Origin of the sequence: Notoacmeibacter marinus (assembly GCF_002238045.1) — a bacterium.
In the GTDB taxonomy this organism is placed as follows: Bacteria; Pseudomonadota; Alphaproteobacteria; order Rhizobiales; family Rhizobiaceae; genus Notoacmeibacter; species Notoacmeibacter marinus.
Genome location: NZ_NBYO01000001.1, coordinates 549,078 through 573,992, shown reverse-complemented (window position 1 = coordinate 573,992; position 24,915 = coordinate 549,078). Strand labels below are relative to the sequence as shown.

Here is a 24,915-nt window from a genome sequence, read left to right as displayed (position 1 = left end):
GTCCTGCTGCAACTGCAGCGAAGGATGGCAAAGCCGGGTTACCGCCGCCCTAACTTGGACTGTTGACAAAAATACCAACCGGTTGGTATGTATTCTACATGAGTGAACAGACGACGCAGCGCCACAAGGGCTACGCAAAGGGACAGGAGGCGAGAATGCGCATACTCGATGCAGCCATCGCCTCCGTTCGGCAGAAGGGTTACGCGGCGACGCGGGTGGACGAGGTGGCGTCCTGCGCCGGCGTCACCAAGGGCGGCTTCTTCCACCACTTCAGCAGCAAGGAAGAGATGGCCGTGGCCGCCGCCATGCGCTGGAGCGAGGTGACGGGCCAGCTCTTCGAAGCTGCGCCCTATCACCTCCCGGACGATCCGCTGGATCGGGTGCTGGCCTATATCGATTTCCGCCGTGACATCATTGGCGGGCAGACCGACGAATTCACCTGTTTTGCGGGCACGCTGGCGCAGGAAACGCATCTGTCCGCGCCGACCATTCGCGACGCCGCCAGGGCCTCGATTTTCGATCATGCGCAAACGCTGACCGCCGATATCGAAGCGGCGAAGAGCCGGTCCTGCCCCGATGCGGACTGGACGGCCGACAGTCTTGCGCTTCACACCCAGGCGGTCCTGCAGGGCGCCTTCATCATCGCCAAGGCCGATGGCGGGCCGGAGCGCGCACGCGAAAGCGTCGGTCATCTGAGGCGCTATGTCGAACTGCTGTTCGGGCGCCGTCCCAAATCATCAGCGAATTGAAATCAGGAGGAAAGACCATGGCTTATATCGACGGTTTCGTGGCCCCGGTGCCAACCGAAAACAGGGCCAGCTATATCGCGCATGCCGAGGAGGCCGCCAAACTGTTCCGTGAATACGGCGCGCTCGAGATCGTCGAGTGCTGGGGCGACGATGTGCCGGAAGGCGAAACCACCTCCTTCTCGCTGGCGACGAAGCGACAGGATGACGAAGCGGTGGTCTTCTCCTGGATCAAATGGCCGGACAAGGAAACACGCGACGCGGCCTGGCAGAAGATGATGGACGATCCGTCGATGATGCCGCAGGACATGCCCTTCGATGGAAAGCGGATGTTCTGGGGCGGCTTCGAACCCGTTCTGGAAGCATGAGATGGCCAAGCCGATGACTTCGAAAGTGCGCACCTGTCTGTGGTTCAACGGCGACGCCGAAGAGGCGGCGAATTTCTATGTTTCGCTGCTGCACGGCAGCCGCATCGAGAACGTCGCGCATGTGCCCGGCGGAATGCCCGACGAGATGCCCATCACGACAGGCGATGTCATGATGGTCGACTTCACGCTCGCCGGCACGCCCTATCAGGCGATGAATGGCGGTATGGCGATGCCGCGCAACGAATACGCTTCGATATCAGTCTTGACGGACGATCAGGCCGAGACGGATCGGCTGTGGAACGCGCTCACCGAAGGCGGCAAGGAAGTGCAATGCGGCTGGTGCCGCGACCGGTTCGATATTCCCTGGCAGATCGTTCCGCGCCGTTTCGTTGAACTGATGAATGGCGATCCCGGTCAGAGAAGCCGCGTCATGAACGCCATGTTCGCCATGACGAAATTCGACATCGCCGCGCTGGAAGTCGCGGCGGAGGACGCCTGAATTGCCCGATTGACGGACGGAGCTGCGGATAAATCACTCTTCCGATTGACTTTACCGGGCCGTCCGTCTCCCTTTGTCGGAAGGAGAGACGGGCATGACTGGCAGCGATCCGCGACTGATGAACTATATGCGCCTGCGCCGCCTCGTCGGCTGGCTCGGCCTGCTCCTTCCGCTCGTCCTGATTGGTGGCGGCCTGTTCATCGATATGACGTTTCGGCCGACGCTCAGCAGCTATTATCACGGCGATCTCCGCGACATTTTCGTCGGCACGCTGTTCGCTATCGGCACCTTTCTAATCACATATCGCTATGAGCAGATGGACGATATCGTCACCACCATCGCCGGCGTCTCCGCCTATGCGGTGGCATTGTTTCCGACATCGGAGAACAATTGCCTCGATTTCTGGAGCGCGGGCGCGTCGGCTCAGATTCACGTCGTCGCCGCGGCCGTTTTTTTGGCGGCACTAGGCGTGATGAGCCTTTTCCTCTTTACCCGATCGTCAGGTGCGAAAACGCCGATGAAGCGCCGCCGCAATGCCGTCTATATCGCGGCCGGCCTGACGATCTTCATCTGCCTCGGCATCATCGCCTATGAGTTCACTACGGTGGCGCGGTGCCCGGCGGAGGATATGGCGGATCGCTTCGTGATTCTTGCCGCCGAAGCCGTCGCCGTGATCGCCTTCGGCCTGTCCTGGTTGGTCAAGGGCGAGTTCATGATGGGCGACCGCTGATAATGGCCGCAGTCCGGCCTGTTTGTCGGGACCCCTTTTCTTGATCGGGCTGCTCCACTAGACGTGGGACGGAGAAGAAAGGGGCCGCCATGGACGGCAAGACGGCACTTCTGGTTATCGATATGCAGAACGATTTCTGCGAGGGCGGCGCGCTCGCCGTGGACGGTGCGACGTCCATCGTGCCGGTCGTGAACAGCCTCATTGCCGGTTACGATCATGTGATCCTGACGCAGGACTGGCACCCGGCGGGCCATTCCTCCTTCGCCAGCCAGCACGAAGGCAAGGCGCCCTTTGAGACGGTCGCGAGGCCCTATGGCGAACAGACGCTCTGGCCGGATCATTGTCTTCAAGGGTCCGAAGGCGCGGCGTTTCACGCCGGTCTCGAATGGACCAAGACCGAACTCGTGCTCCGCAAGGGTTTCCGCGCGGAGATCGACAGTTACTCCGCCTTCCGCGAGAACGACCGGCAGACGCCGACGGGCCTTGCCTTCTATCTGCGCGAGCGGCAGATCACCGATCTCGTCCTGTGCGGGCTGGCGTTCGATTATTGCGTGGCGTGGTCGGCGCTCGATGCGCGCCGCTACGGTTTTTCCGCACGCGTGGTCGAGCAGGCGACGGCGTCGATCGATCTGGACGGGTCGAAGGGGCGGATGCGACAGGCAATGGAGGAGGCAGGCGTCACCTTCGCCTGACCGGAGACAATCATGGCAACCCCGATCACCGACCTCGCCAAGCGCGTTCACGATCACACATGGAAGCTCGATCCGATCGTCCGGTCGCTCCTCGATACGGATTTCTACAAGCTGCTGATGCTGCAGATGATCTGGAAGATGCACCGCGACCTGCCGGTGACCTTCTCGCTCATCAATCGCAAACCCGGGATCCGCCTCGCCGACGAGATCGACGAGGCGGTGCTGCGCGAACAGCTCGATCATGCGCGCACCGTCATGCTGTCGAAAAAGGAGCGCATCTGGCTCGCCGGCAACACTTTCTACGGCAAGACCCAAATCTTCGAGCCGGACTTTCTGGAATGGTTCGCCGGTTTCCGCCTGCCGGACTACGATCTGTCGGTGCGCGACGGCCAGTTCGAACTGAGCTTCTCCGGGCCGTGGTGCGAAGTGTCCATGTGGGAAATCCCGGCATTGGCTATCCTGATGGAGCTGCGCAGCCGCCAGGCGATGGCCGGCATGGGCCGGTTCCATCTCGACGTTCTCTACGCACGGGCCAAGGCGCGCATGTGGGAAAAGACCGAGCGGCTCCGCCATTTGGAAAACCTCCGCATTTCCGATTTCGGCACGCGGCGTCGGCACTCCTTCCTCTGGCAGCGCTGGTGCGTCGAGGCGTTGAAGGAGGGCATCGGCGAGAATTTCACCGGCACGTCGAACGTCAAGCTGGCCATGGATACAGACCTCGAAGCGGTCGGCACCAATGCGCACGAACTGCCGATGGTCTATGCGGCGCTGGCCGGCAGCGACGCGGAGCGGCTGCTTTCGCCCTATCGGGTGCTGGAAGACTGGAACACGCTCTATGGCGGCAATCTGCTGATCGTCCTGCCCGACGCGTTCGGCACGGAAAGCTTTCTAAAAAACGCGCCGGATTGGGTCGCCGACTGGACCGGCTTTCGCCCCGATAGCGCACCGCCTATCGAGGGCGGCGAACGCATCATCGACTGGTGGCGGCAAAAGGGCATCGATCCGCAAGACCGCATTCTCATCTTTTCCGACGGGCTCGATGTCGAGACCATCGAGAAGACGTATCGCCATTTCGACGGCCGCGTGCGTATGGCCTTCGGCTGGGGCACCAATCTGACCAATGATTTCGTCGGCATGGCGCCGACCGAGAACGAGCGGCTGCGCGCGCTCAGCATCGTCATCAAGGTCACAGAGGCGGTGGGCCGGCCGGCCGTCAAGCTGTCAGACAATCCCAACAAGGCGACGGGGGACGAGGCCGTGGTGCAGGACTATCTGCGGCTGTTCGGTTCCGAACGACGCGTGGAACAGGCGGTGCTCGTCTGATGGCGTCCGGCGTGCCGACCATCGGGATTGTCCGCCTGCCGCATGGCGAAGGGCTCGACCTGCCATCCTACGCGACCGAAGGGGCGGCTGGCATGGATGTCCGCGCGGCCTTGCCCGAAGACCAACCGGTAACGCTCGCCCCGATGCAGCGCATGGCCATCCCGACCGGTCTCGTTTTGGAAATCCCGGAAGGGTTCGAGGTGCAGGTGCGCCCGCGTTCTGGTCTCGCATTGAAACAGGGCATTACCTGCCTCAACACACCGGGCACCATCGACTGGGATTATCGCGGTGAGGTGAAGGTGCTGCTCGTCAATCTCGGCACCGAAAGCGTCACCATCGAACGCGGGATGCGGATCGCGCAGCTTGTCGTTGCCCCGGTCATCCGCGCGACGATGGAAGAGCGTCGGACCGCGACCGAAACGAAAAGGGGCGCCGGCGGGTTCGGGTCGACCGGCTCGGCATGATGCGAGAAACGCGTCTCGCTTTCTCCTGAACGGAAAGAACGGAAGCCGATCTGAGGCGTTCTCCCCGAATAGAACATGGGAAGGGACGCCCGATGAAACTCGACACTTGTCGTATTGGCATATTGACGACGGATGGCTTCGACGCGCCGGCGCTTCATGCCATTCGTGATGAATTGCGCCTCGAGGGCGCGGAAGTGCGCCTTCTGTCGCTTGCCGATCGGCGGATCAGAGGATGGTCCAAGGACGGTTGGAGCAAGGAAGAACACGTCGATATGGTGCTCGACGAAGTGGTTCGCACCGATTTCGACATGCTCGTTATTCCGCCGGGACTCATCGCCGTCGATGCGTTGAAGGGCGAGCGGTTCGCCATCAATTTCATCGCCCGGTTCCATGCTGGCGGGCGAGTTGTCGCCGCCTGTGGCCACGCGCCCATCCTGCTGAGCGAAGCCGGCATCGTTCGCGGACGCATAGTGACCGGCACGAGAACCATCCGCAACGATCTGCGCAATGCAGGCGCTTTCGTTCGCGAAAGCGGGCCGCGAAGCGATCGGCAGATCGTAACGTCGGCGGGCAATCGGGAATTGCCCGACTTCATCTCGGCCATCGCAGACCGGTTTCTTGTCCGGGATCGCGAACTGGAAAGCGCCTGAGGTCCGCTTCGTAAAGGGCCCGCTATTGGTCGGGAAGCAGACGCTCAGGCCGTGCCGATCAACATGCCTGCGGCAAAGACCAGCGCGCCGCCGAGGACGACCTGGAAGAGCGCCCGGCTCCAGGGCGTTTCCATATAGCGCCGTTGAATCCAGGCGATGACGAAAAGTTCGATCACCACGATGACCATGGCGGTGATCGTTGCCGTCCAGAAATGGGGAATGAGGTAAGGCAGAGCGTGGCCGAGCCCGCCTACCGTCGTCATGATGCCGGTCGCAAAACCGCGTTTGATCGGCGAGCCGCGTCCTGAAATGACGCCATCGTCGCTCGCGACCTCGGTGAAGCCCATCGAGATGCCGGCGCCGACCGAGGCGGCGAGACCGACGAGAAACGTCTGCCACGTATCCTGTGTGGCGAAGGCGGCGGCAAAGATCGGGGCAAGGGTGGAGACCGAACCGTCCATGAGGCCGGCGAGCCCCGGTTGGACATAGGTCAGGATGAACTGCCGCCGTTCGGCCTCGTCTTCTGTCTCCCGCGCCTCCGGTCCGAGGTGTTCTTGGGCCAGTTCCTCGGCGCGCTGGCCGTGCTGCGCTTCTGCGGCTGCAAGGTCGCCAAGGAGTTTGCGGATATCAATGTCGGAGGTCCGTTGGGCCGCCTGCTCGTAGAAGCGCTGGGCCTGCCGCTCCATATCGGTCGCCTGTCCCCGAACCTTTTCCAGTCCAAGCGGGCGAACAAGCCAGTCCGGCTTGCGCTGATAGAAACCAGAGACGTGCTCGCGCCGGATCAATGGCACCGTATCGCCGAACTTCGTCTTGAAGAGTTCGATCAGCCGGCGTCGGTGATCGTCCTCCTCGCGGGCCATGTTTTCGAAGACGGTTGCGCTGGCCGGAAACTCGGCACGCAGCCCGTCGGCATAGTTTCGATAGATGCGCCCGTCCTCTTCTTCCGAAGAGATGGCGAGAGCCAGAATTTCTTTCTCGGACAGGCTGTCGAACCGGCGGCGAGAGCCGCCGAATATGCGCTCGATCATCGATTGTCTCCCGGCATGAACCCTCCCGGAATTTGTAGGGCGGGGCGGTTCCGTCAAGACGGATGGTGCGTCTTTACCGAACAGCAATGTCGATAGTCGAGAATGCCGGCGTCACGCCTTCACGGGAAGGGAAATCGGGGCCGATGAGCCTTTTTGCCGATACCAGCAAACCCGCCCTCCGTTCGGCTGCGCCAAGGCGTTCGGCCCTTCCGGCAGGCGACGGAACGCTTCTCATTATCGCCCTCGGTACCGCCCTTGTCGGCCAAGCGGTGGGCGTGTTCTCCGGACGGCGGACGGATATGGGCGTTGTCACCTCCGTTCTCGAGGATCTGGCGCTGCTGGGCCTGCTCGCATTTGCGGTCGTCAGCTTCATATTGTTCATCGACGCGGCGCGCCGCCGCAGCAAAACGCCGGCCCGTGATATCCTGACCACGCTGTTCGGCTTCCTCTTCGATGCCGCTCGTCTTATGCAGTTTGCCAGAACAGCGGCGATCTTCATCCTTTTCGCGATCGGATTCGGCGAGCTGAAGGGGCTGGCGGCGATTGGTGGCTTCGCCTGGGACGAGAGCTTCATGCATCTGGAGCGCTGGCTGCATTTCGCTCGCCTGCCGCATGAATGGCTGCGGCCTGTCTACGATTGGCCGCTCGCCGTCCAGATCGTCAATTTCATCTATAATCTCTGGTACTTCGTCATTATAGGCGTGGTTCTGGCCATCGGTATCGGTCGCGGCGGGCTCGAAAACCGTTTCCGCTTTCTGTTCGCTTTCATGGCAAGTTGGCTTATCGGCGGCGTCCTGATCGCTTCCGTGTTTTCGTCCGCCGGTCCCTGCTTTTATGGGCGTCTGGGTTTCGGCGGCGATTACGCGCTTCTCATGGCCCGTCTTGGCGCCATAGATCTGACCCATAACCTCTACGCGCTTTCCACCCAGAACATGCTTTGGGAAAGCTATGCCGGTGGCGTCAATGCTTCGCCCATCAGCGCTTTTCCGTCCCTCCACGTCGCCACCGCGACACTGATCGCGCTTTTCGCCTGGCCGTCAGGCTGGCTGGGACGCATGGCAGGGCTCGCCTTTTTGGCGACGATCCTGTTCGGATCGGTGCTGCTCGGCTGGCACTATGCGGTGGATGGCTATGCGGGAATCCTTATCGCTCTTTGCGCCTGGAAAGTCGCCGGCTTCGTGTCCGCTCGCCTCCATATCGACAACGATCAGGGTTTGGTGCGTGGCGACAGATAGGTGACATGTCCCATTTTGCGGCCAGGGCGGGCCTGCCGTTTGCCATAATGATGCAGAACGGCATTGGCCTTTTCGGCAATCTTCGGCAGCCCCGCGATCTCGTCGCCGATCAGGTTCTCCATGACGCAATCGCTGTGCCGGGCCGTGCTGCCGAGCGGCAGGCCTGCAATGGCGCGGACATGCTGCTCGAACTGGCTGATGCCACAGGCCGCCTCGGTCCAGTGGCCCGAATTATGGACGCGCGGCGCGATTTCGTTGACCAGCAGTTCGTCGTTCGCGGTGACGAAGAATTCGATGCCAAGGACGCCGACATAGTCCAGCGCCTCGACGATTTTGCGCGCAGCGTTCCGGGCCTTATCCTCGACGGATGATGCCGCACCCGACGGCACCGTGGAGCGCCGAAGAATGCCCTCGGCATGATCGTTGCGGGCAGGATCGTAAAGCGCGATCTCGCCGCTCTGGCTGCGCGTCGCGATGATCGAGATCTCGCAGGCGAAATCGATGAAGCCTTCCATGATGAGCGGCACCCCGCCCATCGCTTCGAAGATACCTGTGGTATCGGCCGGTCCCTGTCCGTCGAAGACGCGCTGGCCCTTGCCGTCATAACCCATGCGCCGGGTTTTCAGAACGCCTTTGCCACCGAACCGCTTCAGCGCTTCGGCAATGTCGCGGTCGCCGTCGACCGGCAGAAAGGGCGCGGTGCCGATGCCGGTCTCGTTGATAAAACGCTTCTCTGCCAGGCGGTCCTGACTACAGGACAGAGCCATTGCCGGCGGATAGACTGGAACGTCCCGCGTCAAGCGCTCCACCGTGGCGATTGGCACGTTCTCGAACTCGTAAGTCACGACGTCCGCTCGTTCGGCGAGAGCTGCCAATGCATCGGGGTCGTCATAGGCGGCATCGATATGATCGACGCAGACGTCGCGGGTCGGACAGCCATCCTTTTCCAGCACGATGCAGCTATAGCCGAGACGGGCTGCTGCCATGGCCAGCATCCGTCCGAGCTGTCCGCCGCCCAGAATGCCGATGGTCGATCCGGGTAAAAGGGGCGTCCTGGTCATGCGTCGTCACTCGGCCGTTCGGCAACCGCTCCGGTCCGTGCCTTGCGCCATGCGTCGAGCCGCTCGGCAATTTGCCCGTCCGAGACGGAAAGGATCGAGGCGGCAAGAAGCGCGGCATTCGACGCGCCGGCCTTGCCGATCGCAAGTGTTCCGACCGGAACGCCCGCTGGCATCTGAACGATCGACAGCAGCGAATCCTGACCCGATAGCGCTGCCGACTGAACCGGTACGCCGAGGACGGGAAGGCTGGTCCAGGCAGCTACCATACCCGGCAAATGCGCCGCGCCGCCAGCGCCGGCGATGATAACGTGAAACCCGTTCTGCCGCGCCGAGCAGGCAAAATCCCGCATGCGATCGGGCGTACGGTGGGCCGAGACAATTCGCGCCTCGTGCGGGATGGCCAGTTCGTCGAGAATGGCGGTCGCATGTTTCATGGTGGGCCAGTCGGATTGGCTGCCCATGATGATAGCGACTTTCGGAGCCATGGCGGCGTCCGTTCCCGGTGCGCTCATCTTTGAGATCCTGTTCTTTTCGTGCGGTCCGTGCTCACGCGATGATGTCGGGGAGCGTGCCGTCTTCCAACTGGCTGATCTTGTCTTTGATGACCAGCTTCTTCTTCTTCATGCGCTGAATTCGAAGCGCATCGCAGCCGGTCTGGTTCATCGCATCGATGGCCGCATCGAAATCGGCGTGTTCCTGTTTGAGACGGGCGAGTTGGAGGCGCAGTTCAGCCTGCTCCTGATCGGACATGAGGGGCATTCCTTTAAGGGCCAATTCCCTGAAAAGCAGGCACTTTCCCTATCACATTCACACTCTCTTTGAAATGCTGTCAGACAGCATTCGACAGGAATCGATCTATACGGCACACTGCACTTTGAAGCCTCGCTGGCGCGTGCCTACATGAGATATGTCGCCAATCGGCGCTTCAACAACAAACCGAACGGAGGAATGCTAATGTCTCTAGAGTCTCATCTCGCCCAGCTTCAGCGCAAGCATGGTGATCTGGATCAGCAGATCGAGAGTTTGCAGATTGCTCCGGCCAAAGATGACCTTGAAATTGCCCGGCTGAAGCGAAAGAAACTCGCTCTCAAAGACGAGATCATGCGTCTGTCTCCGCCTGTTCGCCACTAGTACCGAAATGTAACGACCTTATCGGTCGTTCGAGTTTTCGAAGCCTTGCGCTTCCGGGGGCGGATCGTCATCGATCCGCCCTTATCGTTTGCGCCTCCGCGGCGATCGGCTCTTTTCAAGCCGCATCTTCGAACCAGATGGTAAGGCGACCCGCCAATCGGAGAGCCCCACATGGCCGAACTGCCGCACGAGATGACAGCTATCGAAATCAGCGAACCGGGCGGGCCGGATGTTCTGCAGCGGGTTCGCCGGCCTTTACCGACCCTTCGTGAGGGTGAGGTTCTGGTTGCAGTTGAAGCGGCGGGGGTCAATCGGCCTGACGTCTTCCAGCGAAAGGGCCTCTACCCGCCGCCGAAAGATGCTTCCGACCTGCCCGGTCTGGAAGTATCCGGTCGGATCGCCAGTCTCGGCGATAATGTCGACGGTCTTGCCGTGGGCGATGCAGTCTGTGCGTTGACACCGGGTGGTGGGTATGCCGGTTACGTCGCCGTGCCGGCGGGGCACTGCCTTCCCGTGCCGAACGGCCTTTCCATGATCGAAGCCGCGGCGATTCCCGAGACGGTTTTCACGGTCTGGCACAATGTCTTCCAGCGCGGTCGACTGACCGAGGGCGAGACTTTTCTCGTTCATGGCGGCACGAGCGGGATCGGCACCATCGCCCTTCAACTGGCCAAGGCGTTCGGCGCGCGACCCTTTGCGACGGCGGGAAGCGCCGACAAGTGCCGCGCGGCCGAAGAACTCGGTGCAGAGCGCTGCGTCGATTACAAAACCGACGATTTTGTCGACGTTCTGCAGGAGGCGACCGGTGGCGAAGGCATCGACCTGATCCTCGACATGGTCGGCGGTAATTATGCGCCGCGCAATCACAGGCTGGCGGCCGTCAATGGGCGGATCGTGCAGATCGCGACGCTTGGCGGCGCCAAGCAGGAAATCGATCTGTCCGTCCTGATGAGAAAGCGGCTCACTCACACCGGCTCGACCCTGCGCCCGCGTTCCAACGCCTTCAAGACGGCGCTGGCGAAGGAACTGCACGAGAAGGTCTGGCCCCTGATGGAGGCCGGCAAGGTGCGGCCCCTGATCGACAGAACCTTCGCCCTGGACGAGGCCGCAGCCGCCCATCGCTGGATGGAGCAGGGCGACCATATCGGTAAGATTGTCCTGACGGCCCGGACCGAGACCTGAGCGCGGGAACAGTACCCCTGGCGCCTATTCTGTCTGCCGGCGGTGCAGTTCCAGAACGTCGCGGATGAGACCGCGAACCGTGTCGCGATCGTAGGGTTTTGAGATGCAACACCGTTCGCCGAGCGATTCCGGGACTTTCAGTTCCTCGCCATAGCCCGTCGCAAATCCGAACGGGATGCCGCGCTCGGCGAGAATCTCGCCAATAGGAAAGCTCGTCGCCGAACCGAGATTGACGTCCAGTATGGCGAAGTCCAGCTCGGACTTGGAGGCAATGGCTTTCGCATCCGAAAGATTGCTGGCGACGTCGACACTCTCCGCACCGCTTTCCAGCAGAAGATCCTCAAGCTCCATCGCCAGAATAAGATTATCCTCGGCCACGAGAAAGCGACTGGGCGCGTACGCCGCTTCGAGAGGGGCATCGTTCTTGGCTGCCGTCGCCTTCTCGTTCTTTTTGGCTTGCTCTTTCTTCGCTTGAACCGGTGCCGGCTTCACATGTCGCGGCGGCAGTTCGAACCTGGCATGCAGGCCGGCGAGTTCGAAATCGACGGTTGCCTGGCCCTTCAGCTCGTATGGAATGGACCGTTCGACGATCGTAGAGCCGAAGCCTCGCCGTTCCGGCGCCTTGACGGCCGGACCTCCCCGCTCGAGCCAGTCGATCGAGTAAAAGCCGTTCTCTTCCATCCTGGTGGTAATGTCGACATGGCCCGCCGAGGCCGACAGCGCCCCATACTTCGCGCTATTGGTCACCATCTCGTGAATTACGAGGGCAAGGGTGGCGAAGGCCTCTGGCTCCAGGAGGCAATCGTCGCCGACAATGCGGACCCGTTCCTTGCTTTCTCCCAGATAGCTTGCCGCTTCGACTTCGACCATCCGGTGAAAGGAGGCCGCCGACCAGTTCTGTTTGGTGATCTGGTCGTGCGCGCGGGCGAGGGACTGGATGCGCGTGTCCAGAATACCGATGTAATCGTCCACGGACAGATTGGTGCCGCGGCTCTGACTGACGATCCCCTTGACCAGCGATAGGATGTTGCGGACGCGGTGGTTCAGTTCGGCGATCAGCAGTTCCTGCCGTTCCTGCGCCACTTTCCTTTCGCGCGCGACCTCGTCTGTGAACCGCAGAACGGCTTCGAGGATAACGAGGCGCAGCTGCTCGGCAATGCGCAGATCCTTATTGGACCAGACTTCACTCAAGCCGCGTTGTTCCTGCTGCCAGGAGGCAAAGCTCTCTCGCGGCGTCAGGCGTTCACCATTCGGCCCGGCCTTCACCGGCTTGTCCGGATTGCCGGCCCAGGTGACGGTTTTTACGATCTCGCGGCGAAAGAAGATAATGTAGTCGCGTGGGCTGCGGCTGATCGGAATCGCCAGAAGTCCGGCCGGTTTGCGTTCCACGCCGTCATTGTCGAAGAAGACCTCGCCCATCTTGTGGGTGGAAAAGATCGTATGGGCCGAAGCGGTGTTGAGAAAACGGGTAATCTTCTGAAGATCGCCGGGCTCGGGTGTGAGGCCGGACGTTCGCCGGTCATTGTCGAGGACCACCGCGAACCCGTCCGCTGAAAGCAGTTTGGAAATCGCTTTCAGCACCGGAAACATGCTTTCGATCGGGTCGCTATCGGGCGATACGGATGCCGAGAAGGTGTTGGTCAGTCGCTGAACCTCCTCGTCGGAGCGCCTTTCCTCTTCGTTCAAACGGTTCGAGAGCATCAGCGAGAACAGTTCGCTGAACATTTCTGCAACGCCGCGCTTCACATGATCGGCCACCATTGGTGAATCGTGATGGCAGGCGAACAGGCCCCAGAGCTTGCCGTCGATAATGATGGAAATGCTCATCGACGCCGCGACGTTCATATTGCGCAGATATTCCAGATGAATGGGCGACACGCTTCGGAGGATCGACGAGGAAAGATCGATGGGGCGCCCGTCGATCGTCCTCTTGGGCAGAACCGGCATGCCCTCCTCGGAGGAATCGGCGATGACGCGGATCGGCTGGCGCACATAGAGGGCGCGCGCCTGTTTGGGGATGTCGCTTGCCGGATAGCGCAGGCCGAGAAACGGATCGAGGCGGCTCTGCCGGGCTTCGGCGATGACCTCGCCCGCGCCGTCCTGCAGAAACTGATAGACCATCACCCGGTCGAATCCGGTGATGAACTGAAGATATCGGGCCGCATCCTGGCATAAACGGCGATGGGAATCGTGGCGGGAAAGGCGCGGCAGCGCATTGCGGACCAACAGCAGCTCTTCTTCGGCCATATCCGACGGTCGTGCGGGCTCCATTTCCAGAACGATGGTGCCGGTCTCTTCGATCACATGAACCGTCATGTCGAATGAGCGGTTCTGATCCTCGAACGGAACGTCGCGCAGCCGCTCGCGCGAGCTGCGATTGACGAAGCTTTGCAGGCGGTTGCGTACCACGTCGATGACGCTTTGCGGAAAATGGCGCGCCAGCGGCTCGCCAATCAGCGAATCCGGATCGATATCGAGGAATGCGCCGATGTTTTCCGATACGTGGCTGACGATCCAGTCCGACGATACGGCGATCAGAAAGCCGAAGCTCTGCACCCGGCCCAGGAGGTGAATCGGTTCGCGGTCGCAGTTCGTCAGGTCAACGGCGGGCTGATCCGCATCGAAATAATCGCTCATAAAACTGTCTTGAGACTTTCCGCTTTCAGGAGCGCTTCGGCAGCGCGTCGGTAGCTATCGAACATATGCTCGGCCTCGGCTATGGCGCGTTCCTGCTGTAGGCCCGCGCCGTCGGCCGTGTCCAGCATCTGGATAAAACCGGGCCAGAGCCGTTCGCCCTCGCCATGGCGCAGGAAGCGCGTCGGAAAGCGCGAATCGCCCTCGGGTACCTTGTCGACAAGCATGCGTGCGCCCATTCGCGAGCCCTCCAGCACATAGGCCGCGCCGAGCCGTGCGGCCTGCGAAGAAAAATCGAACGATGGTTGAAGGGCCGGGCGTTGCGGGCGGTCCGACAGTTCAGCCAGATCGTCATGAAGGGCGGCGCGCCGGCGACGGCGGGGCCAGTCCGGCAAGTCCCGCGCGATCCCGCTCTCCTCGAGAGCCCGTTCGGCTGCCGGCAAAACCATGTCATGCACGGTCAGAAACCGCGCGTAGTCCGTCGGATCGTCCAACACAAACGTGCTCATGAGATCGTCGAGCGCCTGGTGCGCTTCCCGCGTTTCATGGCGCAGCGCCATGCGAAGCCGGACGGCTGGCTTGTCCGCCGACCGATCCAGCATGTCACGCTGTGTCGTAAACGTCAGTGTCATTGCACCCTCGGGTAGCGGTCGCGTCCCGCAACAATTCGCGGTAAGTAGGGCGCGGCATCCATAGCATCAAGCGGTACGATCGCCGCCATGTCACGGACCGCGAACGGGCGGTCGACCTGTCGGCGTTTTTGGCGCTTCCGTGCGGGCGCGAACGCCTCTATATGAGCGCCCATGACCGAGACACCGCTTTCCCATATCCGCAACTTTTCCATCGTCGCCCATATCGACCATGGCAAGTCCACGCTCGCTGATCGGCTGATTCAGTCGACCGGCTCGCTGGAAGAGCGGGAGATGAAGGATCAGGTCCTCGATTCCATGGATATCGAGCGCGAGCGCGGCATCACCATCAAGGCCAATACCGTTCGCCTGGAATACACGGCTAAGGATGGCGAGCATTACGTTCTGAACCTGATCGACACGCCCGGCCATGTCGATTTTGCCTACGAGGTCTCCCGCTCGCTCGCCGCCTGCGAGGGCTCCCTTCTCGTCGTCGACGCCAGCCAGGGGGTCGAGGCGCAGACGCTGGCCAATGTCTATCAGGCGATCGATAACGACCACGAGCTGGTGACCGTCCTCAACAAGATCGATCTGCCCGCCGCCGAGCCGGACCGCATCAAGGAGCAGATCGAGGAGGTGATCGGCATCGATGCGTCCGACGCCATTCCGATCAGCGCCAAATCCGGCATGGGCATTCCGGATGTGCTGGAAGCCATCGTCCATCGCCTGCCCGCGCCGAAGCAAGGCGACCCCAACGCGCCGCTGAAAGCCATGCTCGTCGATAGCTGGTACGACGCCTATCTCGGCGTGATCGTCCTTGTCCGCATCATCGACGGCCGGCTGAAGAAGGGCCAGACCATCCGCATGATGGGCACGGGCGCGAAATATCCGGTCGAGCGCGTCGGCGTGCTGACGCCCAAAATGGTGCTGACGGGCGAACTCGGCCCCGGCGAGATCGGCGTTATCACCGCGTCCATCAAGGAAGTGGCGGACACCCGCGTCGGCGACACCATCACCGAGGACAAGAAGCCGACCGCCGAGATGCTGCCGGGCTTCAAGCCGGCTCAACCGGTCGTCTTCTGCGGCCTCTTCCCGGTCGATGCGGCTGATTTCGAAGATCTGCGCGCGGCCGTCGGCAGGCTGCGGCTGAACGACGCCTCCTTCAGCTATGAGATGGAAACCTCCGCCGCGCTCGGCTTCGGCTTTCGCTGCGGCTTTCTCGGCCTCCTGCATCTGGAGATCATTCAGGAGCGCCTGTCGCGCGAATTCGACCTCGAACTGATCGCGACCGCGCCATCCGTGGTCTATCAGCTCTCCATGACTGACGGCAGCGAGATCGAACTGCACAACCCCGCCGACATGCCGGACGTGGTCAAGATCGACCACATCAAGGAGCCGTGGATTCGCGCCTCCATCATGACGCCGGACGATTATCTCGGCCCGATTCTCACGCTATGCCAGGAGCGGCGCGGCATCCAGCAGGACCTCTCCTATGTCGGCAGCCGTGCCATGGTGGTCTACGACCTGCCGTTGAACGAGGTGGTGTTCGATTTCTACGACCGGCTGAAGAGCATTTCCAAGGGCTATGCCAGCTTCGACTACCAGCTCAGCGACTACCGGCAGGGCGATCTCGTCAAGATGAGCGTCCTCGTCAATGAGGAACCGGTGGATGCGCTCTCGATGCTCGTCCATCGCAGCCAGGCCGAGCGGCGCGGCCGCGGCATGTGCGAGAAGCTGAAGGAACTGATCCCCCGCCACCTCTTCAAGATTCCGATCCAGGCAGCCATTGGCGGCAAGGTGATCGCCCGCGAGACGCTCAGCGCCATGCGCAAGGACGTGACCGCCAAATGCTATGGCGGCGACGCGACCCGCAAGCGCAAGCTTCTGGAGAAGCAGAAGGAGGGCAAGAAGAAGATGCGCCAGTTCGGCCGCGTCGAAATCCCTCAGGAAGCGTTTATTCAGGCCCTGAAGATGGACAGTTGATCGGCTGGACGATTACTGTCCGAAAGGTGATCGATATGTGCGGTTCTTGCCAAACCGGATGGACTAGTCACCACTGAGACAGGCCTCGGAGAGATCCAATTTGACAGCCATCAGCGCAATAGCCAAGATTATTCGTTTCCTATGCTAGGGTCTGATCTCTGCGAATGGCAAAGACAGCGGTATTGGCCCATACTATTTTCGCCGCATGAGTCCCTATGATGGCATAAATGCTTGGAGTTTCCAGAAAAGATGAAACAGTGGGATATTCAACAAACTACCTATACTATAGGCGATTTCTTAAGCTGGAAAAGAAGTAAATCTCTCATTTTGAGCCCGAGTTTTCAACGACGATCGGTTTGGAAGCCCGTCCAGAAATCGTATCTGATCGATACTCTTTATCGTGGAATGCCGGTTCCAATAATATTTTTGCGAGAGCAGACAGATATCGACTCGTTAGCAACGATTAGGGAGGTTGTTGACGGGCAGCAGAGACTGCGTACGATTATATCATATGTAGATATTGATTTGTTAGATGATGTAGAAACAAGCGATTATTTTACAGTTTTAAAAAAGCACAATACGGAGCTGGCTAATAGGAAATTTTCCGACCTCAGAGAGGGCCAAAGAAAATCTCTTCTTTCCTATAAATTTAGTGTCCACGTGCTGCCGTTGGATACTAGTGACGCCGACGTACTGGGCGTTTTCGCAAGGATGAACTCCACGGGATCGAAGCTCAATGATCAGGAGCTCCGAAACGCGGAGTTTTTCGGGGACTTCAAAGAAGCCAGCTACGGCATTTCGTATGATCAGTTAGGAAGATGGAGAGAGTGGAGAGTTTTCAGTGAGAATGATATAGCAAGAATGTTGGAGGTTGAATTTACGAGTATATTGCTCATGTATCTCTCTCAGGGGATATTTGAGCAGACCAAAAAAAATATAGATGATTTTTATAGAAAGAATGACGATAAATACAAAGATGGAGATGATCACATAGAATTATTCTATGAGATAATGGATATTATTGATCGAAATTTTGGACGAAGTATCGATAGCAGCTCAATCTCCAATAAAAACATGTTTTTCCACCTATTTGTATTGATAGATAGATTAATTAAAAGCAATATTGAAATTACTCCTGCGAGGGTGAGGGAGATTTTTCGTCTTTTCGAGAGACTGAATCGACGTGAAGATCTTCCATCGAAAGTAGCTATAGCTACTGAAACGCGTTTCAATCGGAAAAGCAATCGCCAAGAAGTCTCTAATTTTTTGTTTGAAAATGTCGCTTGATGGTCATTTTCAAAGTTTTAAAAGTCGATTGGCTTCAACCAGAAAGTTGCTCAATCGTCAGATAGGTTTATTTAATCGAAACAGCGTACCTATCACGGAGCTTGAGGCGATATATGAGCTATCCTTTTTAAGGATATTTGCTGAGTTTGAGACCGATCTCCTTGGCTTGTTCGTCACAAACATGATGATGCCGTCGTGTGCTGCTGGACGTCGACGTAGTCTAGTACAGTGTCGAAATCGCGCCGATGCCCTTAAAATTCTAAGAGGCCGTAATGGCTATATTCAGCTGCTACCTGTCGAGAATTTAGAAAATACCGCTCGCATTTTTCTAAAAGACGGCGGGCCATTTTCGACAATTGCACAGCAGCACAAAAATGCCTTAGCCCGCTCTGCCGCAATACGTAATCACATAGCGCATAGAAGCAGCGAAACTAAGGCTCAATTTCAAAGAAAAGTGCTTAGTCAAGTTCAGCTTCCTAAGCAAAGCTCCGTTCCTGGGTTCTACCTTCGAAGCTCGTTTCAAAATAATGTGTCCTACTTTGATCATAACGTGTCCGAATTGGGATTATGTCTGAGAAGGCTCGTAGAAAATTCAATCTGACCCACCACCACACCATCATCCTCGGTGCCGGCGCCGCGGGGCTGCACTGCGCGGCCTATGTGGCGGGGCAGGGGCGTTCCACGCTGGTCATCGACCATGCGAAGGCGCCGGGCGAGAAGATCCGCATTTCCGGCGGCGGGCGCTGCAATTTCACCAATACGCGCACCGCGCCGAAGCACTTCCTCTCCGCCAATCCGCATTTCGCCAAGAGCGCGCTTGCCCGCTACACGCCGGCGGATTTCATCGCGCTGGTCGAACGGCACGGCATTGCCTGGCACGAAAAGACGCTCGGCCAGTTGTTCTGCGATGATTCGGCGAAACAGATTGTGGCCATGCTGCTGGACGAGATGGCGCGCGCCGGTGCCGACCTATGGCTGAACACCGCGATCATTGAAGTCGAGAAGACCGATCAGGGCTTTGCCGTGACCGTCGAGCGCGACGGGCGGCGGCAGACGCTGTCCTGCGCCAATCTGGTGGTCGCGACGGGCGGCAAATCGATTCCGAAGATGGGCGCCAGCGGCTTCGGCTACGATCTGGCGCGTCAGTTCGGCCTGCCGGTCGTCGAACCGCGCCCGGCGCTGGTGCCCTTCACGCTGACCGGCGCGCTGCATGAAGAGGCGAAGGCGCTGGCCGGCGTCTCGGTGGCGGGCCGGGTGGTTGCGGGCCGGGGCGCACGCGAAGCCGCCTTCGACGAAGCGATCCTCTTCACCCATCGCGGCCTGTCCGGCCCCGCCATCCTGCAGGCCTCGTCCTATTGGCGCGAGGGCGAGACGGTGCGCCTGTCGCTGGCGCCGGGCGTGTCGCTGGCCGGGGCGCTGAAGGACAAGGCCAGAGCCGGCGATGGCAGAAAGACGGTGGAGACCGCCCTGGCGACGCTGCTGCCGGAGCGGCTGGCCGGCGCCGTCTGCGCCCGCGCCGGTGTGGCCGGGCGTCTGGCGGAACAGGGCAGGAAAAGTCTCGACCGGCTCGACGCCGCCGCCAATGAATGGGACATCGTGCCCGCCGGCACGGAAGGCTGGCGGACGGCCGAGGTGACGCTGGGCGGTGTCGATACCGACGCGCTCTCCTCGCGCACGATGGAAGCGAAGGCGGTGCCGGGTCTTTATTTCGTCGGCGAGGTGGTCGATGTGACGGGCTGGCTCGGCGGCTACAATTTCCAGTGGGCCTGGGCGTCGGCCCATGCCGCCGGCACGGCCATCGCCGCCGGCGATTGAGACGCGCCTGCCTGACCTGTTCCAATAGAGCAAAAGTGATTTGCACCTTTGCCGGAATTGACCGGTTCGGCGCGGCATGTTGAATGCGCTGGCAGGAAGGCCATCTGTCGGCTGAACGAACCGACACGCCAGCAACATGCCCGGAGGATCATTATGAACGACCGCGTCACCCGCAACGGATTGCAGTTCGACAAGGCGCTGCACGATTTCATCGTCGAGAAGGCGCTGAAGAATTCCGGTGTGGAGGAAGAGGCTTTCTTCGAGGGCTTCGCATCGATCGTCGCCGATCTGACGCCGAAGAATCGCGAACTGCTTGAGGTTCGCGATGAGATGCAGGAGAAGATCGATGGCTGGTACAGGGAAAACGGCGCGCCGACCGATCTCGAAGCCTACAAATCCTTCCTGAAGGAGATCGGCTATCTGGTGCCGGAAGGCGACAAGTTCTCCGTTGAGACCAGCAATGTCGATCCGGAGATCGCAACGGTCGCCGGCCCGCAACTCGTCGTGCCTGTCGACAATGCGCGCTATGCGCTGAACGCCGCCAATGCGCGCTGGGGCTCGCTCTATGACGCGCTTTACGGCACCGATGCGCTGGGCGATCTGCCATCCGGTAGCGGCTACGATGCCGAGCGCGGCGCGCGCGTCATCGCCTGGGCCAAGGAGTTTCTCGACCGCACCTTCCCGCTGGAAGACGCGCTTTGGGCCGATGCGACCGGCGTCGCCATCGAGGATGGCAAGCTGTCCGTCCGTACCCATGATGGCGACAAGACGTTGCGCTATGAGGAGGATCTGGCCGGTTTCTCGGAGGAAGGCGGCGAGCCGTCTACCGTGGCGCTGGTCAATAACGGCCTGCACGCGCTGATCCATATCGATCGCAACCACCAGATCGGCAAGGACGATCCGGCCGGCATCGCCGATGTCGAACTGGAGAGCGCGCTGACCTCGATCATGGACTGCGAGGATTCCGTCGCCGCGGTCGATGCCGCCGACAAGACCCACGTCTATGAAAACTGGCTCGGGCTGATGGACGGCACGCTCAAGGAGAGCTTCGAAAAGGGCGGCGAGACCGTCACGCGCGAACTGAACGCCGACAAGAAATTCACCGCGCCGGACGGCTCCGAACTGGTGCTGAAGGGTCGCGCGCTGATGCTGGTGCGCAATGTCGGCCACCTGATGACCAATCCGGCGATCCTCGATGCCGAAGGGAACGAGGTGTTCGAAGGGCTGATGGACGCGGCGATGACGGCGCTTGGCGCGTTGCAGGATGTCGGGCCGAACGGCCGCCGCATGAACAGCCGCGAAGGCTCCATGTATGTGGTGAAGCCGAAAATGCACGGCCCGGACGAGGTCGCCTTCGCCGTGGAGATCTTCACCCGGGTCGAGAAGTTGCTCGGCATGGCGACGGGCACGATCAAGATGGGAATCATGGACGAGGAGCGCCGCACCACTGTCAATCTGAAGGAGTGCATCCGCGCGGCGAAAGATCGCGTCGTTTTCATCAATACCGGCTTCCTCGACCGAACCGGCGACGAGATGCACACCTCGATGGAGGCCGGCCCGATGATCCGGAAGGCTGACATGAAGGGCGCGCCCTGGATCAAGGCTTACGAAGACTGGAACGTCGATATCGGTCTGGAATGCGGCCTGAAGGGCCACGCCCAAATCGGCAAGGGCATGTGGGCCATGCCCGATCTGATGGCCGACATGCTGGAGCAGAAGATCGGCCATCCGAAGGCCGGCGCCAACACGGCATGGGTGCCGAGCCCGACCGCTGCGACATTGCACGCGACGCATTATCATACGGTCGATGTCGAAGAGGTGCAGGAAGAGTTGAAGAGCCGCGAGCGCGCCAGCCTCGACGATATTCTCTCTGTTCCCGTCGCGCCGCGCCCCAACTGGACGGAGGAGGACAAAACGGCCGAACTGCGCAACAATGCGCAAGGCATTCTCGGCTACGTCGTCCGCTGGGTCGATCAGGGCGTCGGCTGCTCCAAGGTGCCGGACATCAATGATGTCGGCCTGATGGAAGACCGCGCGACGCTGCGCATCTCGTCCCAGCACATCGCCAACTGGCTGCGCCACGGTGTCGTTACCGAAGACAAGGTGATGGACGTGATGAAGGAGATGGCCGCGGTGGTCGACCGGCAGAACGAGGGCGATCCGAACTATCGCCCGATGGCCGGAAATTTCGACGACAGCGTTGCCTTCCAGGCGGCCTGTGATCTGGTCTTCAAGGGCACCGAGCAGCCGAACGGCTATACCGAGCCGGTGCTGCATGCCCGTCGGCGCGAGGCCAAGGAAAAACACGCGGCATAGTCGTCGAAAGATGCAGATGATAGCAGCCGGCGGAGGACACTTCGCCGGCTTTTCTTTTTTATTCCGGACAAGGTGCGGTCAAGTCGACGGATCGTAGGCGAAATCGCTGCTACTGCTGTTTTCCCAGCGCGATATCGGCATGATCTCAGGCGGCTGACCGTTTCGGCCGCGCCAGCTATCGACAGCCCAAGCCAATCCGTTATCGTCCTGGATCACGGCCGTCTTATGCGGATAGCGCCCATCGAGCAGATAGCCGCGCTGGGCGATTGTGCGGGAGGGCCTGTGGTGCCGCATCATACCGGCCTTATGCAGCCAGCGCAGATAGGTGCGCGTATTCGTCGATTCGTCGAAACAGTCCATCTGGCCGCGCCGGTTGGCGTGGCGTTGCAGCGAAAGCGGGACATCTATGTCGAAGCGGGATTGTTGCTGCGCGCTACGTTCCATCAACGCGATGGCGCGGCGGATCGCACGGCGCTCGGCTTTGGGCGAAGCAGCGCCCCGCGCCATGATGGCCTTCAGCCGGCTACGGTCGGCCGCGCCTGGCGCAAAACCGTCCTTGAACGTGCAGCCATAGCCGGAGCAGATCGCTAGTTTCGTTTCGGCGAAGGCTTGGGCGCGAACGGGTTCGGCGAGATCACCCGGCATAGTGGTACAGCCCGCCAGAAAAAGCGGAAGGAAAAGAAACGGGGCACATTTCATGGCCGCGATGTATCATTATTCGCGCCCCGCCCAAAGCGGCGGTCGAAAATAACGCCGGGGAAACGACCGGAGATTATGGTGGTCGAAAGACCGGCGAACGCGGACGGGACAGGTGCTCGTCTGCCAATTCGTTGATGCCGGAGCGAGAAAACGGGAAAACCGCTCCGTCCACCGTGCCGCCGCGCCCGTTTGACACGCGTTTGCCGGTCTTTCGACGGGACAAATGTTCCGCCCGCTTTCCCGTTCCGCGTCGCCAATCGAAAATCGCTTAATCCATGTTTGGCGAGGCGGAGCGTCGATGGAACGGGCGTTCGGCTTGCTCCGTCAGGCAGGATCGCTTAGCTGGAAATCATGGTTCTGCTCGCGCTCGACACCGCATCGTCGTCCTGCGCCGTTGCCCTTGTCGGCGCGGACGGCACGGTCTTGGCCGAGCGGTTGGAAGAACGGCGCACCGGTCATGCCGAACGGCTCGTTCCCATGATCGCCGACATTCTGGCGGAGGCAGGCCTTGCCAAAGGCGACCTGACGAAGATCGCGGTGAGTATCGGTCCGGGCTCCTTCACAGGCGTCAGAACCGCCATCGCCGCAGCGCGCGGCCTGGCGCTGGCGCTGTCCATTCCAGCGGTGGGCGTGACGACCCTCGAAGCTTTGGCGGCAGAAGCGCGCCTCAAACTCGGGGCCGTTCCCATTCTGGCTGCGATCGATGCGGGACGGGACGAGGTCTATGCCGCTGCGTTCGATGCGAACGGAAACTGTGTGATGCAGCCGTGCAGGCTGCCTTATGGCCGTTTCGCCGAGGGACGCAGCGATCTTCCGCTGAACGATCTGCGACTTGTTGGCGATGGGATCGCATCGCTTGGGCTCACGGCGGATGCGCTGCCCGACAGCCGCACCGGCGCCATCGAGACCATCGCCGTGCTTGGGCGGCACCGGGAGCCGAATGACGCACCCGAGCCACTTTATCTCCGGGGCGCGGATGCCAAGCCGCCCTCCGCCGCCGCGCGGATCGCACGGAAGGTGGAAGGGAGCGCGGGCTGATGTTCTGGCCGATCCTGACGCCCTTTATTCCCGGAATAGGCCGGCGCGAGCGGCAGGTCATTCCTGCGGCGCCCGAGGACGTGCCGGCCATGGCGCGGATCCATGCGCAATCCTTCGCGCAGGGCTGGAGCGAGGACGAGATCGAGCGGATTATCGACCGACCGAACACAAAGGCGGTGGTCGCCATTCGCGAGGGGTTCGCGAACGGGCAAATCGAGGGGTTCGCCATCGCCCAGATCGCGGCGGACGAAGCTGAGATTTTGTCCATTGCCGTCGATCGTTTTCGCAGAAGAGGCGGTGTCGGCTGGGCACTGATGGATGAGGTCATGCGCCAGCTTCACAAAGACCGGGTCAAGGCGCTGTTTCTTGAGGTCGACGAGAACAATGACGGCGCAATCGGTCTTTATCGTCGTCTGGGCTTTCGTAAGGTTGGTGAGCGTTCGGGCTATTATCGCGACGCCGATGGCTCGCCTTCGAACGCGCTTATCATGAGGCGGGAAATTTGATGGACCGGACGGCAATGCCGGACAATGACGAGCTTAACACGAATACCAGTGCAGAAGAACAGCACGAACCCGGCGAACCGCGCGCTCCGCATCGCCCGCGACGTCGGCGCTCCGTTATTCGTGCAGCCGTGCTCGGCCCACTTCTGGTTGCCGCTCTTCTTCCGATGGGGCTTGTCCATGTCGTTCTGACACGCTCGCCCGTGCCATCGCACCGCTACGCGATGACGCAGCTCTGGTACCGCTTTGCGCTGCGCGTCGTCGGCCTTCGTGTGATCCGGGAAGGCGGGCCGACACGGGGCCGGCCGCTTCTGCTGCTCGCCAACCATGTCTCCTGGACCGACATTCTGGTTCTCGGCGCCACGGTGCCGGGCTGCTTCGTCGCCAAGGCGGATATGGAAGACTGGCCGGCCATCGGGTTCCTGACGAGATTTACCCGCAGTATTTTCGTCAAACGGGACGATCCGAGGAAAGTCGGCGAACAGACGCGTGAGATCGGAGATCGACTGCGGGGCGGCGAACCGGTCATCCTTTTCCCGGAAGGCACGACGGCAGCAGGCACGCAATTGAAGCCCTTCAAATCGTCGCTGCTCGGCGCCGTACGGCTGGCGCTGCCGAGCGAGGACACGGCGATGACGATCCAGACCGCCGCGCTTGCCTATGTTCGCCGGGGTGGTGCGCCAATGGACGCGGACGAGCGGAGAAACTACGCGGCTTGGATCGACGATGAGGACTTTGCGCCGCACCTGACTTCGGTGCTTTTCGGCCCGCCCATGACCGTTCGCCTCATTTTCGGAGATCATTTCGAAGCCGGCCATGGGACCGACCGCAAACACCTGACCCGCCGCGCCGAAGGCGACATCGCCGCTCTTCTGGAACGTGGCCTGACACAGGGCTGAGAG

The 24,915-nt window shown here is 60.7% G+C and carries 25 protein-coding genes; 18 read left to right on the top strand and 7 right to left on the bottom strand.

What is annotated here, in order from left to right; genetic code table 11:
* The first annotated feature begins 98 nt into the window (after window positions 1-98).
* The 8 genes from B7H23_RS02655 (at window position 99) to B7H23_RS02620 (ending at window position 5,472) form a co-directional block, all read left to right on the top strand.
* Window positions 99-749, top strand: coding sequence for a TetR/AcrR family transcriptional regulator (locus B7H23_RS02655; RefSeq protein WP_094075833.1), 651 nt, complete (start codon window positions 99-101; stop codon window positions 747-749).
* Between the two features lie 17 nt (window positions 750-766).
* The gene (locus B7H23_RS02650) at window positions 767-1,114 is read left to right on the top strand and encodes a DUF1428 domain-containing protein (protein ID WP_094075832.1); all 348 of its coding nucleotides are present in this window, start codon (window positions 767-769) and stop codon (window positions 1,112-1,114) included.
* Between the two features lie 13 nt (window positions 1,115-1,127).
* On the top strand, window positions 1,128-1,613 hold the full coding sequence (locus B7H23_RS02645; protein WP_094076832.1) for a VOC family protein: 486 nt from the start codon (window positions 1,128-1,130) through the stop codon (window positions 1,611-1,613).
* Between the two features lie 94 nt (window positions 1,614-1,707).
* On the top strand, window positions 1,708-2,343 hold the full coding sequence (locus B7H23_RS02640; protein WP_094075831.1) for a hypothetical protein: 636 nt from the start codon (window positions 1,708-1,710) through the stop codon (window positions 2,341-2,343).
* Window positions 2,344-2,432: 89 nt separating this feature from the next.
* The gene (gene pncA / locus B7H23_RS02635; RefSeq protein WP_094075830.1) at window positions 2,433-3,035 is read left to right on the top strand and encodes a bifunctional nicotinamidase/pyrazinamidase; all 603 of its coding nucleotides are present in this window, start codon (window positions 2,433-2,435) and stop codon (window positions 3,033-3,035) included.
* Between the two features lie 12 nt (window positions 3,036-3,047).
* On the top strand, window positions 3,048-4,358 hold the full coding sequence (pncB, locus tag B7H23_RS02630; RefSeq protein ID WP_094075829.1) for a nicotinate phosphoribosyltransferase: 1,311 nt from the start codon (window positions 3,048-3,050) through the stop codon (window positions 4,356-4,358).
* On the top strand, window positions 4,358-4,822 hold the full coding sequence (dut, locus tag B7H23_RS02625) for a dUTP diphosphatase (RefSeq protein ID WP_094075828.1): 465 nt from the start codon (window positions 4,358-4,360) through the stop codon (window positions 4,820-4,822). Before pncB ends, dut begins: the two co-directional genes overlap by 1 nt.
* A 92-nt stretch (window positions 4,823-4,914) precedes the next feature.
* Window positions 4,915-5,472 (top strand): DJ-1/PfpI family protein, encoded by a 558-nt coding sequence (locus tag B7H23_RS02620; protein WP_094075827.1) that lies wholly within the window; start codon window positions 4,915-4,917, stop codon window positions 5,470-5,472.
* Window positions 5,473-5,516: 44 nt separating this feature from the next.
* Here B7H23_RS02620 and mbfA read toward each other — a convergent pair whose 3' ends face one another.
* Window positions 5,517-6,500 (bottom strand): iron exporter MbfA, encoded by a 984-nt coding sequence (mbfA, locus tag B7H23_RS02615; RefSeq protein WP_094075826.1) that lies wholly within the window; start codon window positions 6,498-6,500, stop codon window positions 5,517-5,519.
* A gap of 143 nt (window positions 6,501-6,643) precedes the next feature.
* On the opposite strand from mbfA, the gene B7H23_RS02610 reads away from it, so the two are divergent.
* Window positions 6,644-7,735, top strand: a complete 1,092-nt coding sequence (locus B7H23_RS02610) for a phosphatase PAP2 family protein (RefSeq protein WP_158215747.1) — start codon at window positions 6,644-6,646, stop codon at window positions 7,733-7,735.
* Here B7H23_RS02610 and B7H23_RS02605 read toward each other — a convergent pair.
* The 3 genes from B7H23_RS02605 to B7H23_RS02595 are packed head-to-tail and all read right to left on the bottom strand — an operon-like array spanning window position 7,708 to window position 9,546.
* Complete coding sequence (locus tag B7H23_RS02605; RefSeq protein ID WP_094075824.1) at window positions 7,708-8,796, bottom strand: 5-(carboxyamino)imidazole ribonucleotide synthase; 1,089 nt, start codon at window positions 8,794-8,796, stop codon at window positions 7,708-7,710. The genes B7H23_RS02610 and B7H23_RS02605 overlap by 28 nt on opposite strands.
* Window positions 8,793-9,308, bottom strand: a complete 516-nt coding sequence (gene purE / locus B7H23_RS02600) for a 5-(carboxyamino)imidazole ribonucleotide mutase (protein ID WP_240534948.1) — start codon at window positions 9,306-9,308, stop codon at window positions 8,793-8,795. Before purE ends, B7H23_RS02605 begins: the two co-directional genes overlap by 4 nt.
* A 34-nt stretch (window positions 9,309-9,342) precedes the next feature.
* The gene (locus tag B7H23_RS02595; protein ID WP_094075823.1) at window positions 9,343-9,546 is read right to left on the bottom strand and encodes a YdcH family protein; all 204 of its coding nucleotides are present in this window, start codon (window positions 9,544-9,546) and stop codon (window positions 9,343-9,345) included.
* Between the two features lie 150 nt (window positions 9,547-9,696).
* On the opposite strand from B7H23_RS02595, the gene B7H23_RS02590 reads away from it, so the two are divergent.
* Window positions 9,697-9,927 (top strand): YdcH family protein, encoded by a 231-nt coding sequence (locus B7H23_RS02590; protein WP_420814458.1) that lies wholly within the window; start codon window positions 9,697-9,699, stop codon window positions 9,925-9,927.
* Window positions 9,928-10,098: 171 nt separating this feature from the next.
* Window positions 10,099-11,109, top strand: coding sequence for an NAD(P)H-quinone oxidoreductase (locus B7H23_RS02585; protein ID WP_173861872.1), 1,011 nt, complete (start codon window positions 10,099-10,101; stop codon window positions 11,107-11,109).
* 24 nt (window positions 11,110-11,133) lie between these two features.
* Here the strand turns inward: B7H23_RS02585 and B7H23_RS02580 are convergent, their stop codons facing one another.
* Complete coding sequence (locus B7H23_RS02580) at window positions 11,134-13,746, bottom strand: HWE histidine kinase domain-containing protein (RefSeq protein WP_094075822.1); 2,613 nt, start codon at window positions 13,744-13,746, stop codon at window positions 11,134-11,136.
* Window positions 13,743-14,375 (bottom strand): biliverdin-producing heme oxygenase, encoded by a 633-nt coding sequence (locus B7H23_RS02575; RefSeq protein ID WP_094075821.1) that lies wholly within the window; start codon window positions 14,373-14,375, stop codon window positions 13,743-13,745. The genes B7H23_RS02580 and B7H23_RS02575 overlap by 4 nt, the downstream gene beginning before the upstream one ends.
* A gap of 171 nt (window positions 14,376-14,546) precedes the next feature.
* Between B7H23_RS02575 and lepA the strand changes: the two genes are divergently transcribed.
* From lepA to B7H23_RS02555, 4 genes are all read left to right on the top strand, one after another.
* Window positions 14,547-16,355 carry a translation elongation factor 4 gene (gene lepA / locus B7H23_RS02570; RefSeq protein ID WP_094075820.1) on the top strand — a complete coding sequence of 603 codons (1,809 nt, stop codon included), beginning with the start codon at window positions 14,547-14,549 and terminating at the stop codon, window positions 16,353-16,355.
* A 249-nt stretch (window positions 16,356-16,604) separates the two neighbouring features.
* Window positions 16,605-17,642: a GmrSD restriction endonuclease domain-containing protein gene (locus B7H23_RS02565; RefSeq protein WP_094075819.1), complete on the top strand. Its 1,038-nt coding sequence runs from the start codon at window positions 16,605-16,607 to the stop codon at window positions 17,640-17,642.
* Window positions 17,643-18,209: 567 nt separating this feature from the next.
* Complete coding sequence (locus B7H23_RS02560; protein ID WP_094075818.1) at window positions 18,210-19,457, top strand: BaiN/RdsA family NAD(P)/FAD-dependent oxidoreductase; 1,248 nt, start codon at window positions 18,210-18,212, stop codon at window positions 19,455-19,457.
* A gap of 153 nt (window positions 19,458-19,610) precedes the next feature.
* Window positions 19,611-21,773, top strand: a complete 2,163-nt coding sequence (locus B7H23_RS02555; protein ID WP_094075817.1) for a malate synthase G — start codon at window positions 19,611-19,613, stop codon at window positions 21,771-21,773.
* A gap of 78 nt (window positions 21,774-21,851) precedes the next feature.
* On the opposite strand, the gene B7H23_RS02550 is transcribed toward B7H23_RS02555, so the two are convergent.
* On the bottom strand, window positions 21,852-22,418 hold the full coding sequence (locus B7H23_RS02550; protein WP_143534712.1) for a hypothetical protein: 567 nt from the start codon (window positions 22,416-22,418) through the stop codon (window positions 21,852-21,854).
* A gap of 405 nt (window positions 22,419-22,823) precedes the next feature.
* Here B7H23_RS02550 and tsaB point away from each other — a divergent pair, with 405 nt between their 5' ends.
* From tsaB to B7H23_RS02535, 3 genes are read left to right on the top strand one after another with little or no spacing between them, the layout of a single operon-like run.
* Window positions 22,824-23,510 (top strand): tRNA (adenosine(37)-N6)-threonylcarbamoyltransferase complex dimerization subunit type 1 TsaB, encoded by a 687-nt coding sequence (gene tsaB / locus B7H23_RS02545; protein WP_094075815.1) that lies wholly within the window; start codon window positions 22,824-22,826, stop codon window positions 23,508-23,510.
* Window positions 23,510-24,016: a ribosomal protein S18-alanine N-acetyltransferase gene (gene rimI / locus B7H23_RS02540; RefSeq protein ID WP_173861871.1), complete on the top strand. Its 507-nt coding sequence runs from the start codon at window positions 23,510-23,512 to the stop codon at window positions 24,014-24,016. The genes tsaB and rimI overlap by 1 nt, the downstream gene beginning before the upstream one ends.
* Window positions 24,016-24,912, top strand: a complete 897-nt coding sequence (locus tag B7H23_RS02535; protein WP_094075814.1) for a lysophospholipid acyltransferase family protein — start codon at window positions 24,016-24,018, stop codon at window positions 24,910-24,912. Before rimI ends, B7H23_RS02535 begins: the two co-directional genes overlap by 1 nt.
* Window positions 24,913-24,915 lie beyond the last annotated feature (3 nt).

What these genes read in the sequence shown, in the direction of transcription:
- B7H23_RS02590 (WP_420814458.1), top strand. Translation starts at nt 9,697, where the DNA reads ATGAGATATGTCGCCAATCGGCGCTTCAACAACAAACCGAACGGAGGA.
- B7H23_RS02535 (WP_094075814.1), top strand. Translation starts at nt 24,016, where the DNA reads ATGGACCGGACGGCAATGCCGGACAATGACGAGCTTAACACGAATACC.
- B7H23_RS02595 (WP_094075823.1), bottom strand. Translation starts at nt 9,546, where the DNA reads ATGTCCGATCAGGAGCAGGCTGAACTGCGCCTCCAACTCGCCCGTCTC.
- B7H23_RS02645 (WP_094076832.1), top strand. Translation starts at nt 1,128, where the DNA reads ATGACTTCGAAAGTGCGCACCTGTCTGTGGTTCAACGGCGACGCCGAA.
- B7H23_RS02640 (WP_094075831.1), top strand. Translation starts at nt 1,708, where the DNA reads ATGACTGGCAGCGATCCGCGACTGATGAACTATATGCGCCTGCGCCGC.
- lepA (WP_094075820.1), top strand. Translation starts at nt 14,547, where the DNA reads ATGACCGAGACACCGCTTTCCCATATCCGCAACTTTTCCATCGTCGCC.
- B7H23_RS02610 (WP_158215747.1), top strand. Translation starts at nt 6,644, where the DNA reads ATGAGCCTTTTTGCCGATACCAGCAAACCCGCCCTCCGTTCGGCTGCG.
- B7H23_RS02560 (WP_094075818.1), top strand. Translation starts at nt 18,210, where the DNA reads ATGTCTGAGAAGGCTCGTAGAAAATTCAATCTGACCCACCACCACACC.
- B7H23_RS02575 (WP_094075821.1), bottom strand. Translation starts at nt 14,375, where the DNA reads ATGACACTGACGTTTACGACACAGCGTGACATGCTGGATCGGTCGGCG.
- dut (WP_094075828.1), top strand. Translation starts at nt 4,358, where the DNA reads ATGGCGTCCGGCGTGCCGACCATCGGGATTGTCCGCCTGCCGCATGGC.
- B7H23_RS02620 (WP_094075827.1), top strand. Translation starts at nt 4,915, where the DNA reads ATGAAACTCGACACTTGTCGTATTGGCATATTGACGACGGATGGCTTC.
- purE (WP_240534948.1), bottom strand. Translation starts at nt 9,308, where the DNA reads ATGAGCGCACCGGGAACGGACGCCGCCATGGCTCCGAAAGTCGCTATC.
- B7H23_RS02555 (WP_094075817.1), top strand. Translation starts at nt 19,611, where the DNA reads ATGAACGACCGCGTCACCCGCAACGGATTGCAGTTCGACAAGGCGCTG.
- tsaB (WP_094075815.1), top strand. Translation starts at nt 22,824, where the DNA reads ATGGTTCTGCTCGCGCTCGACACCGCATCGTCGTCCTGCGCCGTTGCC.
- B7H23_RS02585 (WP_173861872.1), top strand. Translation starts at nt 10,099, where the DNA reads ATGGCCGAACTGCCGCACGAGATGACAGCTATCGAAATCAGCGAACCG.
- pncA (WP_094075830.1), top strand. Translation starts at nt 2,433, where the DNA reads ATGGACGGCAAGACGGCACTTCTGGTTATCGATATGCAGAACGATTTC.
- rimI (WP_173861871.1), top strand. Translation starts at nt 23,510, where the DNA reads ATGTTCTGGCCGATCCTGACGCCCTTTATTCCCGGAATAGGCCGGCGC.
- B7H23_RS02605 (WP_094075824.1), bottom strand. Translation starts at nt 8,796, where the DNA reads ATGACCAGGACGCCCCTTTTACCCGGATCGACCATCGGCATTCTGGGC.
- pncB (WP_094075829.1), top strand. Translation starts at nt 3,048, where the DNA reads ATGGCAACCCCGATCACCGACCTCGCCAAGCGCGTTCACGATCACACA.
- B7H23_RS02550 (WP_143534712.1), bottom strand. Translation starts at nt 22,418, where the DNA reads ATGCCGGGTGATCTCGCCGAACCCGTTCGCGCCCAAGCCTTCGCCGAA.
- mbfA (WP_094075826.1), bottom strand. Translation starts at nt 6,500, where the DNA reads ATGATCGAGCGCATATTCGGCGGCTCTCGCCGCCGGTTCGACAGCCTG.
- B7H23_RS02650 (WP_094075832.1), top strand. Translation starts at nt 767, where the DNA reads ATGGCTTATATCGACGGTTTCGTGGCCCCGGTGCCAACCGAAAACAGG.
- B7H23_RS02580 (WP_094075822.1), bottom strand. Translation starts at nt 13,746, where the DNA reads ATGAGCGATTATTTCGATGCGGATCAGCCCGCCGTTGACCTGACGAAC.
- B7H23_RS02565 (WP_094075819.1), top strand. Translation starts at nt 16,605, where the DNA reads ATGAAACAGTGGGATATTCAACAAACTACCTATACTATAGGCGATTTC.
- B7H23_RS02655 (WP_094075833.1), top strand. Translation starts at nt 99, where the DNA reads ATGAGTGAACAGACGACGCAGCGCCACAAGGGCTACGCAAAGGGACAG.